At 40.7% G+C, this 12,565-nt stretch carries 11 protein-coding genes; 5 read left to right on the plus strand and 6 right to left on the minus strand.

Annotation, left to right across the window (positions count from 1 at the left end; genetic code table 11):
• Positions 1-13 precede the first annotated feature (13 nt).
• From JEU79_RS10610 to JEU79_RS10630, 5 genes are all read right to left on the minus strand, one after another.
• On the minus strand, positions 14-1,000 hold the full coding sequence (locus JEU79_RS10610; RefSeq protein ID WP_198264098.1) for an AAA family ATPase: 987 nt from the start codon (positions 998-1,000) through the stop codon (positions 14-16).
• A 209-nt stretch (positions 1,001-1,209) separates the two neighbouring features.
• A complete protein-coding gene (gene hflD, locus JEU79_RS10615; protein WP_198264099.1) occupies positions 1,210-1,869 on the minus strand; it encodes a high frequency lysogenization protein HflD in 660 nt (219 codons plus the stop codon).
• A gap of 15 nt (positions 1,870-1,884) precedes the next feature.
• A complete protein-coding gene (gene mnmA / locus JEU79_RS10620; RefSeq protein ID WP_198264100.1) occupies positions 1,885-3,039 on the minus strand; it encodes a tRNA 2-thiouridine(34) synthase MnmA in 1,155 nt (384 codons plus the stop codon).
• Positions 3,032-3,592, minus strand: coding sequence for a hypothetical protein (locus tag JEU79_RS10625; protein ID WP_214660548.1), 561 nt, complete (start codon positions 3,590-3,592; stop codon positions 3,032-3,034). The genes mnmA and JEU79_RS10625 overlap by 8 nt, the downstream gene beginning before the upstream one ends.
• Before the next feature lie 75 nt (positions 3,593-3,667).
• Positions 3,668-4,225, minus strand: a complete 558-nt coding sequence (locus JEU79_RS10630) for a pseudouridine synthase (RefSeq protein ID WP_198264102.1) — start codon at positions 4,223-4,225, stop codon at positions 3,668-3,670.
• A gap of 174 nt (positions 4,226-4,399) precedes the next feature.
• Between JEU79_RS10630 and tfpB the strand changes: the two genes are divergently transcribed.
• The 4 genes from tfpB (at position 4,400) to JEU79_RS10650 (ending at position 9,051) form a co-directional block, all read left to right on the plus strand.
• The gene (gene tfpB, locus JEU79_RS10635; protein WP_198264103.1) at positions 4,400-6,181 is read left to right on the plus strand and encodes a type IV pilus assembly ATPase TfpB; all 1,782 of its coding nucleotides are present in this window, start codon (positions 4,400-4,402) and stop codon (positions 6,179-6,181) included.
• 40 nt (positions 6,182-6,221) lie between these two features.
• Positions 6,222-6,875 (plus strand): lipid-binding SYLF domain-containing protein, encoded by a 654-nt coding sequence (locus tag JEU79_RS10640; RefSeq protein WP_198264104.1) that lies wholly within the window; start codon positions 6,222-6,224, stop codon positions 6,873-6,875.
• Between the two features lie 121 nt (positions 6,876-6,996).
• Positions 6,997-7,473, plus strand: coding sequence for a hypothetical protein (locus JEU79_RS10645; protein WP_198264105.1), 477 nt, complete (start codon positions 6,997-6,999; stop codon positions 7,471-7,473).
• Positions 7,474-7,776: 303 nt separating this feature from the next.
• The gene (locus JEU79_RS10650) at positions 7,777-9,051 is read left to right on the plus strand and encodes an OmpP1/FadL family transporter (protein ID WP_198264106.1); all 1,275 of its coding nucleotides are present in this window, start codon (positions 7,777-7,779) and stop codon (positions 9,049-9,051) included.
• Positions 9,052-9,054: 3 nt separating this feature from the next.
• On the opposite strand, the gene JEU79_RS10655 is transcribed toward JEU79_RS10650, so the two are convergent.
• Positions 9,055-11,865: a hypothetical protein gene (locus JEU79_RS10655; RefSeq protein WP_198264107.1), complete on the minus strand. Its 2,811-nt coding sequence runs from the start codon at positions 11,863-11,865 to the stop codon at positions 9,055-9,057.
• Positions 11,866-12,181: 316 nt separating this feature from the next.
• On the opposite strand from JEU79_RS10655, the gene clpS reads away from it, so the two are divergent.
• On the plus strand, positions 12,182-12,538 hold the full coding sequence (gene clpS / locus JEU79_RS10660; RefSeq protein WP_198264108.1) for an ATP-dependent Clp protease adapter ClpS: 357 nt from the start codon (positions 12,182-12,184) through the stop codon (positions 12,536-12,538).
• Positions 12,539-12,565 lie beyond the last annotated feature (27 nt).

Consider the following 12,565-nt stretch of genomic DNA (forward strand, 5'->3'; position numbering starts at 1 on the left):
GTCTTCCTTAAGGCTAAGGCACTGCAATGTAACTGAGTAATTGAGTAATAAAATAATCGGCATCAATCCCATTGGCTTCGGCTTCGAAGGATAACAAGATACGATGACGAAAAATATCTGCGGCTACGGCCTGAACATCAGACGGTGCCACATAGTCCTTACCGGCTAACCAGGCATGAGCACGGGCACAACGGTCTAAGGCAATTGTTGCACGAGGGCTAACGCCATAATTTACCCACTTGGATAATTGTTCATCATAGGGTGACGGATCACGGGTGGCTAAAATGATTTTCAATAAATAGTCTTCAACTTCGCTGCTCATGTGAATGTTGAGGATTTCATGACGGGCAGCGAATAATACCTGTTGACTAATAAGGGGTTCAGGCTTGTCGTCAGTGTCATTGTCGGACGTTTTCAATAACTCAGCTTGAGCTTCCTGACGATTGAGTTCTAAGATGGATTTTTCTGCATCTGGATTAGGGTAGTCGATGCTAATGTGCATCAAAAAACGATCCAGTTGTGCTTCTGGCAGAGGATAAGTACCTTCTTGTTCAATGGGGTTTTGCGTCGCCATCACCATGAACAATTTAGGTAATTGATAGGTTTCTCTGCCAACGGTAATTTGTTTTTCAGCCATAGCTTCTAAAAGCGCTGATTGCACTTTGGCCGGGGCGCGATTTATTTCATCGGCCAATAGCAAGTTATGAAATAAAGGGCCTTTTTGAAAATGAAAAGTACCATCCTGAGGGCGATATATTTCGGTGCCAGTTAAGTCAGCGGGTAATAAATCTGGAGTAAACTGAACGCGATGAAAATCCGCTTCAATCAAATCACTCAGTTCCTTAATGGCGCGGGTTTTCGCCAGGCCGGGAGCGCCTTCAACCAGTAAATGGCCGTCAGCTAATAGGGCAATAAACAACTTATTAACCAGTGCTTCCTGACCGATGATTTTTTTACTTAAGCAATCTCTTGCATGTGTTATTTGTTGATATAGACTCATGGTTTTAAACTATTTTAATATTAATGTTTGTTTGTAACTGTTTAGTGTAATTCCCGTATCCGATTGAATACTCTATTGGTACGCTAAAATACTCTGAATAGTTACATTTGTTTAAGATGATATTTTAATTTTATCCTTGGATAAAATTAATTTTCTGTTTTTGCCTAATCACAAGCAAAAGGATAGACAAAAAATTTTTTTAAAAGTTCCTAGCGCTGAGCAAGTGTTTTTGCAATATCGACAATTTGTTTGCGTTTAAGCAATAGTTGCCAACGACTGCCACCTAACTGTTGCCACAGTACGGCAGCTCGAATACTGCCTAATAAAAAGGTACGTACTTTGTTAGCATTGTCAGGATTGTTCAAATATTCAGGTTCACCTGCCACCATAATACGTGGATTTAATTGGCTGATGGTGTCTGAGTATAAGCCACCCAGACTGGCATAAATGTTGGAATGATCGATGCCAAAATGTTCAACCTGTCCCTGTGCCTTGTCAATGCCATCACTTAATTGTTTCAGCATGGCTTGATCTTTGAGCAATTTATTGGCTAAAAATAACACGCTGATAGAATAACGGGTCAGTTCCGTGTTGCGTTTTGTATCACCATTACCCAATTGCTGTTGTACCAATGTCAGGCCATCACGAATGCCCGCTATGCCTTGGAAAACTTGCAGGGTGTCATCCGGCGAGGTATTTAGAATCGCCTTAACTGCTACATCCAGATAAAAGCCATCAACCTTGCCACTACTGGCCAGTGTTTGTACCTGCTTACAATTTTGGAAGATCCCCGCCAGGGCGATAGTGCGTTCTTCCATCGTTGTTAAGGGCTTGCTTGTTAAAGGCTCTGTTGAGTGTTCTGTTGACAATTTACTTTCTCTGTATTAATCAATAATTCCACCGCCAAGGCAAATTTCGCCTTGATAAAAGACGATTGATTGTCCCGGTGTGATGGCAAATTGAGGCGAGTCGAATTCTACCACACAATTTGTTTGGGTTTCTGTGTTCAAGTTTGTGCTTTTGGCTGCCAGCTTGTTTATTTCAGTGATGGTACAAGCTTGGTCGGCTTGCCGATAGCGAGTTTTTGCCATGCATTGAAAAGGCGCTGCCGGTGCTTTGCCACTCACCCAATGTAATTGGGATGCGCTTAAGTGCTGACTATAAAGTAAAGGATGATCCTTGCCTTGTACCACAATCAGTTGATTGTTCGATAAGTTTTTTTGTGCCGCAAACCAGGGCATTCCCGCTGTTTTTTCTGCCGCTTTGCTGGCCTTTCGACCGCCAATGCCTAGGCCTTTTCTTTGTCCTAGAGTGTGGTACATCAGCCCCTGATGTTGCCCCACGACTTCACCCTCAGGCGTTACCATGTCACCGGGTTTGGCAGGCAAATACTTGCTCAGGAATTTAGCGAAGTCACGCTCGCCAATAAAGCAGATGCCGGTTGAATCTTTTTTATCCCAGGTGGCGAGCTGAAACTTTTCTGCCAAGGCTCGTACTTCGGGTTTTTCCAATTCACCGACAGGGAATAATGTTTTTGATAAGGGGTATTGTCCTAGAGTATAAAGGAAATAACTTTGATCTTTATTATTGTCCTTTCCTTTAAGCAGAAAAAACTCACCGTTTTCTTCTTTAACACGGGCATAATGTCCGGTGGCAATTTTTTCTGCACCCTGAGAGAGGGCATAATCCAGAAAGACTTTAAATTTGATTTCTTTATTACAAAGAATATCAGGATTTGGAGTTCGCCCAGCTTTATATTCTGCTAAAAAATAAGAAAATACATTGTCCCAATATTCTGGTGCAAAATTGACCCCATGAAAAGGGATGTCCAGCTCTGCGGCAATACTTTGGGCATCGGCAAAATCTTCTTCAGCCGGGCAGTAACCGGCATCATCATCTTCGTTCCAGTTTTTCATGAAAATCGCTGAAACATCAAAGCCCTGTTGTTTAAGTAATAGAGCTGTCACAGATGAATCCACGCCACCGGATAAGCCGACGACGATTGCAGGTGTTTTTGATGCTGTGCTGTCTTTACTCATGGGGTGACCAACCGGAACGCCATTGTGATAATGGTATAATATGGGGACGTTTACCGTTATCTTCAAACCAGGAATCCACAGCAAATTCGGCGGGCTCATCGCTATTACCTGAATGTGCTTTCTCACGCATTGCACCCGAACTATGTGGCCAGCCGAAAATAAAAAAGCCTCGATTAACGTGATCCATAGGCTCATGCCATTTTAATAAGCCTTGTTTGTCCATAATGAGCAGGTAAGTTGTGGTATTGGTTGATTCATCAATACAATCTAATTGCCCATAAGAACCCATTGCCTGAAATAGACCGGCTTTATCGTGGGTGGTGTCGGTCATGACACCGACGATTTGTTCAAACTCTGCAATCGCATTGGCAATTTGCCGGCGTTCTTGTTCTGCTGAGGTGGTTGGTGGTTGGAAATGTTGGCTGATCTGCGCCCATTGTGTATCACTCAGTGATAATTGTGCCACTGTTTTGCAGCCCTGATTGTGGCACATGGAGAAATGTTTCACATCAGGATCGGTGATAACCTCTTCGCTGACAAAAGTATCTGCCATGGCTATAGTTGAAAGCATTAAAAAAAATAATGCACTCAGTCGTGTAAAGTAAGTCAGTATTTTGCTCATAGGGTTTTATTTAATGTTTAATTTACGGTATTCGCCAGGCTGCATCGTGTCTAATTGCCATTGACCAATTCGATGGCGGATTAGACGCAGAGTAGGAAACCCAACTGCAGCAGTCATACGACGTACTTGACGGTTTTTTCCTTCGCTAATGCTGAGCTCAATCCAGGTTGTGGGAATGTCTTTACGAAAACGTACCGGTGGTATTCGTGGCCAAATTTCGGGTTCGGATATTATTCTTGCCTTGGCGGGTTTGGTTAAACCGTCTTTTAAGCGCACACCCTGGCAAAGCTGTTTTAGTGCCTGTTCGTCAATTGCACCATCCACTTGTACCCAATAGGACTTTTCTTTGCTATGCTTGGGATGTGCAATCTGGTGCTGTAAGGCACCTGAATCGGTCAATAATAATAAGCCCTCACTGTCTCTATCAAGACGGCCAGCGGGGTAGACCTTTTTTATGTTGATATAGTCAGATAAATTTTCCCGACTGCTGGCATGTTGCTCATCGGTGTCTGTAAACTGACATAATACATTGTAGGGCTTATTAAAAAGAATCAGTTTAGACATAAAAATTTTGCACAATTATAGTTGAATCGTTAGTTGAATCGTTAACAATAAAAACAAGCATGGCAGTATAGCATTGTTTTAACTTATTTTTTAAGGATATTTTTAGGATGTTTTTAGGATAGTTGTAACGATTTATGCTAAGAGTTGCTTGAAACAAAGAATACTAAAATACTCATGGATATTAATAAACTTACCCGGCCAGATGGTCAATTGGATCTCTATAAAATATTGGAATTGCTGGTCGCTGACGGGCTGGTTTCAAAGGAGAATACTCAGGTTCTCAGAGCCTTGGACCAACATAATCAATATTCCAAACAACATCCGTTTTTAGTGATTACTGATCGCGGTTGGATGAGTTGTTCTCATCCTGAGCGACAAATATCAATGGATGAGTTGATGCAATGGTTAGCTGATAAAGTAGATATTGAAACTCGGCGAATCGATCCCTTGGTGATTGATGTCCATAGCGTGACTTCCTTAATGTCTTTTTCCTATGCCAAAAACTTCAATATCCTACCCTTAGAAGTGACTCATGATACTGTTTATGTTGCTACAGCACAGCCTTTTCAACTAGACTGGCAGGCAGAAATAGAGCGGATTTCTGGAAAAAACATCAAACTATTATTATCTAATCCGGATGATTTGACCCATTTTCTGGTAGAGTTTTATAGTGTTTCAAAATCGGTTACCAAGGCTAAATACCAGTCAGAAGATGAGATTCTGGGCATTCAGAATCTGGAACAATTAATTGAAATGGGGCGTGCTGGTAACCTAGATGCTGATAACAATCATATTGTGCGTATTGTTGATTGGCTATTACAATATGCCTTTGAACAACGTGCCAGTGATATCCATTTAGAGCCTCGTCGTGAACAGGCCAATGTGCGTTTTCGTATTGATGGTGTCATGCAGCAGGTGTATGAAATTCCTGCCGCAGTAATGAATGCGGTTTCTAGTCGTATCAAAATTCTTGGTCGTATGGATGTCTCTGAAAAACGTCGCCCACAAGATGGCCGAATCAAAACTAAAACCCCCGATGGTTTAGAAATCGAATTACGCTTATCGACCATGCCGACGGCCTTTGGTGAAAAACTGGTGATGCGGATTTTTGATCCTGAAGTGCTACAACGGGGCTTTGAATCATTAGGTTTTGGTAAGTCGGAAAATAAAGCCTGGCAGGAAATGATCAAAAAGCCCAATGGCATTATCTTAGTGACGGGGCCTACGGGTTCGGGTAAAACCAGTACGCTTTATACCACTTTACGGCAATTAGCCAAGCCGGAAGTCAATGTTTGCACGGTAGAAGATCCCATCGAAATGGTTGAACCCATGTTCAATCAAATGCAGGTTCACCAGAAAATTGAACTCGATTTTGCCCAGGGCGTTCGAACATTGATGCGTCAAGATCCAGATATTATCATGATTGGTGAGATCAGGGATAAAGAAACTGCAGAAATGGCAATTCAGGCCTCTTTAACTGGGCATCTAGTGCTATCCACTTTACACACAAATGATACCTTATCTGCTCTTATTCGCTTACAGGATATTGGTGTGCCACCTTATTTGATCCATTCCAGCATTATCGGTATTATGGCGCAACGTCTGGTACGTACCCTTTGCCCGCATTGTAAAGAGGAAACCACAATTGCTGAAGATGTTTGGGCTGATATGGTCAAACCCTGGAAAAGTGAGTTGCCGAAAAAAGTTTATAAGCCGGTTGGTTGTTTAGAATGTCGAAATACGGGGTTTTTAGGTCGTATTGGTTTGTTTGAAATGTTGCCTTTAACGACCGAGTTTAAAAACTTATTGGGGCGGGATGCCGATATGGAACAATTACGCCGTCAGGCAGTCAAAGACGGTTATAAACCATTACGCCTCAATGGCGCACAAAAAATTGCTAAGGGTGTCACTACCGTAGAAGAGGTTTTGCGGGTTTCTCCTGAGCCAATGATGTGATTAATTTTTTAAAATTTGTATCAATAGAATAGGATTTTTTATGTATAACAAGCATGGTATTTTTATTTTTTCTTGCCTGATGTTTTTTTCACAGCAAAGTTCAGCTTTAGGTGAACGATTGGGTGAAATGGCCAGTGATGTTGGCGATGCGGCGACTGAACTGGGCAAGTCGGCTGGCAAAGTAGCAACTGATGTTGGAAAATCGGCTGGCATTGGTGTCGATGCTACTGCGCTTGAGCGTGATGCCGATGCCGCACTGAATAAATTGTTAAAGTCTACTCCTGCTGCCGCTCAGTTAGCCAAAAAGGCCAAGGGTATTCTTATTTTTCCTAAAATCCTTAAAGCCGGTTTAATGGTTGGTGGCCAGCATGGTGAAGGTGTGTTGAAGAAAAATGGTAAGACCGTGGCTTATTACAATACTGTCGCGGGTTCTTATGGGTTTCAGGCTGGCGCACAAAGCTTTAGTTATGCGATGTTTTTTATGAATAGCAAGGCAATGGATTATTTGAATAGTAGCGATGGCTGGGAAGTCGGTGTCGGTCCAAGCATTGTCGTGGTTGACGATGGCATGGCACGTTCTATGACTTCAATGACAACCACCGAATCGGTTTATGTCTTTACCTTCGGTCAAGGTGGCTTGATGGCAGGTGCAGGTCTTCAAGGGTCTAAAATTAGTCAAATTCACCCCCAATAGTTTTTATTCAGCATTAGTTCATGTACTGGATAATAAGATATAATGACAGCATAAGACTCAGTGAGTAAATCATCGACCCAATGATGGTTTGCTCTTGATAATAAAAAATTAAGGTGTAAATATGAAAAACTCAATAATATTAAGTGGTCTGACCATCGTGACCATGTTAACCATCAATACAGCAATGGCTGAGTTGATGGTGTTTCCTTCTAAGGGACAGAGCAATCAACAAGTAGAACAAGATAAATTTTCCTGCTATGGCTGGGCGAAAGGACAGACCGGCTTTGATCCCATGAAAGCACCAACAACAACGACTGCTCCACCATCACAGGCTAAGAGAACAGGCGGTGTTGTTCGTGGTGGTCTTGGCGGTGCAGCCTTGGGTGCCATCATTGGTGATAGCTCAAAATCAGCTAAGCGCGGTTTGGCGGCAGGTGCTTTGATTGGTGGCGTGAGACAAGGTTCTGCGAATAATAGAACCGAACAGACAACCAAAGAATGGGAACAGCGTGAAGCGAATAATTACGCCAATAACCGTAATCAGTATAATCGTGCCTATTCTGCTTGTTTAGAAGGTAAAGGCTATTCAGTTAAATAGCGTGGTAATGTAGAACCGTAGGATGCTGCTGAGGTACGAAGCGCATCACAAATGCTACAAACTGAACGATACCGTTAATTATTAACCAGAACTTAGCTTGACGGGTGTCTATCCTAAATAGGCTTATTTATATAAAGAACCGTAGGGTGGGCATGGCTTTATCTGCCCACGCTGACTCAAGCGCTTATTATGTACACTTTCAGCGTGGGCACAAAAAGCGTGCCCACCCTACGGTCACAATTTTAAAAATATTCTTATTTACGGATGGACATTAATTAAGTCTTAATTAATTAAAGAGATCTTATGCACTTTAGAAAGTCACTTGTTACTACCTCCATATTATTAGCATCCATTTCTTTTTCGGGGCTTATTTCAGCCGCTGGGCTTTGGCTTTATGAAGGCGCTTCTCCCGAAGTGGGTACTGCTTCGGCAGGGCGTAATGCCATTGCAGATAATGCAGCAACGGCAGCATTTAACCCGGCAGGAATGACGCGTTTAGATAGAGATGAATTATTGGCTGGATTTCAGCCTATGTATGTTGATGCAAGATTTGATATTGATAATGGCTCGGGTTCAGGTGGTGGGAATGGTGGTAATGCCGGTGGTTGGGTGCCAGCACTGGCAGTTTACTATGTGCATGAATTAGCGCCAGACTTAAAATTTGGCCTATCCAGTGGCTCATATTTGGGGCTGGGTGTTGATTTTGGTACAGACTGGGGAGGGCGATATTTTGTGACCGATGGTGAGCTCCTGACCTTGCTGACAAAGGCTTCATTGGGTTATAAGGTCAATGATAAACTATCCATTGGTGGTTCTATTAATATGGTTTATAGCAAATTGACACAAAAAATTGCTTGGAATAACAATCCATTAAATATTGGTAACACAGCGGATGGCCAGATAAAAATTGAAGAATCCGAACTGAGCTTTGGTTTTGGTGTATCGATGCTCTATGAATTTACAACCATGACGCGAGTAGGTTTTATTTATAACTCCGAGGTTGACCTAGAGTTTGATGATGCTATCAGTACTAAGGGTATTTCAGGAATTACGGGCATTCCTGACTATTTTTTAGGTGATCCCAATGTTGATCTGGAAATGACTTTACCACAGGCTGTTTCGTTTAGTGTTTTTCACCAGCTGAATGATGACTGGGCTGTAGTAGGAAGCCTCGGTTGGCAGGACTGGTCAGCATTTGGCAAAACTGATTTAATTTTTTCTGGTGGTGCTCGAACGACTTATGATCGTAATTATGATGATACCTGGAATGCTGCAGTGGGCTTTCATTATCAATGGTCAGACAAGTGGAAATTAATGTCAGGTATTGCTTATGATAGTTCACCGGTGAGTGATAAAGATCGCACTATCGATTTACCTTTGGATAGACAGATCCGTTATGCACTCGGAGCTCAGTATGAATTGAGCAAAGACATTACCGTTAGTGGTGCTTATGAATTAATGGATGCGGGTAAAGCAAGTGTTAACCAGGCAGGGCTTGCTCGTCAGGGGGGTTTGGATGGTGAGTTTAAAACCAACTTTATTCATATATTTACCATTAATGCCAGTTGGAAATATTAATGTTTAAGGCAGTTTCTTTATCCAAGGCTGATTATTACTGAGGTAATCAGGCAGCGTTTCTAGGCTGGCTTTTGCTTTTGAGAAACTAGAAAAATGTCCCTGAACCAAAATATACCAAGGTTTATTGTGCCATTCAACCTGATAAATTTGACTGGATTTTGACAAATCATAGTGTTGAATAAAATCTTTAATGGATTCTTTTTTAGTGGCTCCCAGTAATTGCACGGTATAAAAAGACGTTGCATTGACATCTAATTTGATAATATCAATTTTGGTATTTTTAATGTGCCCTAAAGTCATATTATCGGTACTAGTGCCGGTATCAGTAAGAGCTACTTTACTTTTCTGCGCTTCGCTCGCAATATTTGCCAGCGAAGCAGTCACTTGAGAAGAGAATGTCTGTTGTTGCTTAATGGAATCTTGTAACTGTACTTTGACCTGTCTAATGTCACTGCTCAGAGCGCTAACATTATCGTTCAGGCTATCGACGTTTTTACTTAAGTCCAGTTGTTGATTCTGTGTTTTGTTTAATTCACTCTGAAGCTTGGTCATTTCTTCAGACACTTGTTGCTCATTGACGGGCTTAATATTTGAACTTGCTGTGGAAGTTTGTTTATTTAATCGCTCGCTTTTGAGCTGTTCTGTTTGCAGGCTAACCTGCTCTATAGAATCCCGGACTTGATTCAGTTGCTCATTGATAATGGCGCTATTTTGTTTTGTCAGGGCATTTATCTTGGTGTACGTTTCATTGGTAATCGCGGTTTTTATTTCACTGATAAGTGCTTCTTTGTTGCTAGCGCTTATTTCATCGCTCTCAAGCTCAAATGTCTGGGTGATGAATTCTTGATTTAATATAAGTAGGGTGGAGAGGGTGAAAGTAGAAACCAGCGCGATAGCAAACCATTTGCTACGCGTTTTAATTGTCTCACTGAGTTGGTTGATCTCGACACCCTGATCCTGTTGATAGCTGACCATTTTTTGTTGATGATTTTCAACGTGTAACTGATGGTTTTTTATGTCTTCTTGCCGGTTTTCAAGGTTCAGTTGTTGCTGTGCTAATTTATCTTGTTCTTGTCCCAAGTCATGATGATGGCTTTCAACACTCTGTTGACGTGTATCTAATTCTTGTTGATAACGTTCAAGGCCTTGTTGCTGTTGGGCAAGTTGTTGAATGTCAGTTTGCTCTTGTGCTTGAGCGGCCTCAATTTTTTGATCCAGGCTTAAAAATCCAGATTGTAGTTCATTTTCTAATGCAGTGAGATTGTTTTGAGTGTCAGAAAATTGTTCTAATGCCGCAGAAATCTGCTCTAATTGCTGCTCAGTGATCTCATTTTGAGCAATGAGTGGATCTAATTGGCTGAGTTGGACATCATGTTTATCTAATTGTTGCTGTTGTAGCAAGTATTGTTTAGATAATTCGTCATGATGTGCCTGATCAGTGTTTTGTTGTACCTGCATTTCACTGACCAGATTTTCCAGGTTAATGGACTTATTACTGGTTTCTTCAAGTTGTTGCTTGAGTGACTCCTGCGGTTTAAGCAATTTCTCATTGAGCTGTTTATCTAATTGCTCATCAAGTTGCTTGCTGATAGTTTTTTGAAACTGTGTTTTGAATGATGCTTGAGATTCAAGGATCTCAGTGCTAATTTGCAGTGCTAATTCAGCTGATTTCTGCTCATTTTGCTGTACTGATTCTTTCAGTGACGTTTGTTGTTCATGCTGTTGTTTTTGCTGCTGCTCTTGTTGAACTATCTCAAGTTGATTTTCGATGGCCTGAATTTGAGATTCTAAAGGGGCGAATTTATCATCTGTTGATTCAAGGTTTTTATTGAACAATGCTTGTTCAGCAACTTTGTCCTCAATTTCACTCATGGTGTGTTTAATCACATCAATGTTTTCTTGATGATGCACACTCTGTTGCTGGAAATTCTGGGTTTCCTGCTGCAGTGATTTTCTGATATTACTGGTATCAGTTTGTAATAATTTTATTTGTGTATCGTGGTTCTGTTGATTTTCATTAAGTGCCGTAATGGTAATATTAAGCTGTTTTAATTGCTCATTAAATTCATCGTTATTTTGCTCGGAATTATTAAAAGTATCCGAATATTCTTTGAGCTCTTCTTCAAAATCAGCAATTTTTTTGTATAAAACGTCATTATTTTCATTCAGTGTTTGCACCGATTCAGGCGGGGGAGTGGACTTGTTCTCAAGGGAAAGAATCTTTTGCTCTACCCGTTGGTTGAGTGCCTTAAAATGGGCAATTTCACTGGCCAGTTTCTCAGTATCCTGAACTAATAGGTCGTTTTTCTTTTCCAGAGAATATTTAATACGCAATAAATCGCTATTGAGAGCGGAGAGGGAAAGTGATTTTTCTATGCCTTCAGTACTTTTTTTGAGTCGAGACCGATTCTTTTTTATCTGAAAATGGTTTTTTTCTAGCTGGGTTTCATGTTGTTTTTGTTGTGACTCTACAGTCTCAACGCGATGCTCAAACTGATGATTTTGTTGCTTGAGAGTGGTGGTCTTGTGGCTTAAACGCGTAGTTTCTCGTTGGAGTGCTTCAAGTTGTTGTTTTTCAGCTTCTCGTTGGCTGACGAGTTTATCGAGTCGTTGTTGTATGTTTTTTAAAGCATTAAGTGATTTTTTTGCAGGCTTTTTTACAGGCGTATTTACAGACGCAGTTGTTCGTTGCTGATCAGCTTTAAGGCTTTTCAACTTTTTTTGAGCATTAATATTTTCTTTTTCAGACTTATTTTTTAATGCTTTTTTGTTCTTTTTATCATCCTTATTTTGGGATGATTTTGCCTTGCCCATTGCACATTCCTAGCAATTACTTTAATAAGGTATATTAAGTTTATAATAAATATAGATAATATTCCACAAAAGTGAAGCATTTAGATACATCATAAAGGATAAATAGTTAAGTTTTCCTATCATGATAGGGGAAAATAGATTGAAATCTGGCAATTTGAGTCACTTGTAAATAGGAGTAAAAAGCCCCATTAATGAGTGGTAGACAACATTTTATTTTATTATTTCCCTATAAAATTAATGGGTAATAGAAAGTTTTAAAAAACTTTTTTCAATAAAATAGAGAATTTTTTTTAGATTTAGCTAGACTTAAATAAATATGATTAACGTGACAAATTCAGATGAATGGTCTGATGACGAAATAAATGACGATGATGACGGCGCTGGCAGCACGGCGGTTGAAACCGCCAAGCCCAAGCTAAAAAAACCACGTATGTATCGTGTTATTATCAATAACGATGATTACACGCCAATGGAATTTGTGGTGCATGTGTTAGAGAATTTTTTCTCTATGGACAGAGCTAAAGCCACGCGAGTGATGATGGATGTCCATAATAGCGGCAAAGGGGTCTGTGGCCTGTTTACCCGTGATATGGCAGAAACGAAAACACTAGAAGTGAATAACTACTCAAAAAAACATAATCATCCTTTGATGTGTTCTATGGAAGTTGAATAATAGAATACACAATAAAAGGTTTTCGAT

The sequence above is a fragment of the sulfur-oxidizing endosymbiont of Gigantopelta aegis genome, from assembly GCF_016097415.1.
GTDB lineage: Bacteria > Pseudomonadota > Gammaproteobacteria > GRL18 > GRL18 > GRL18.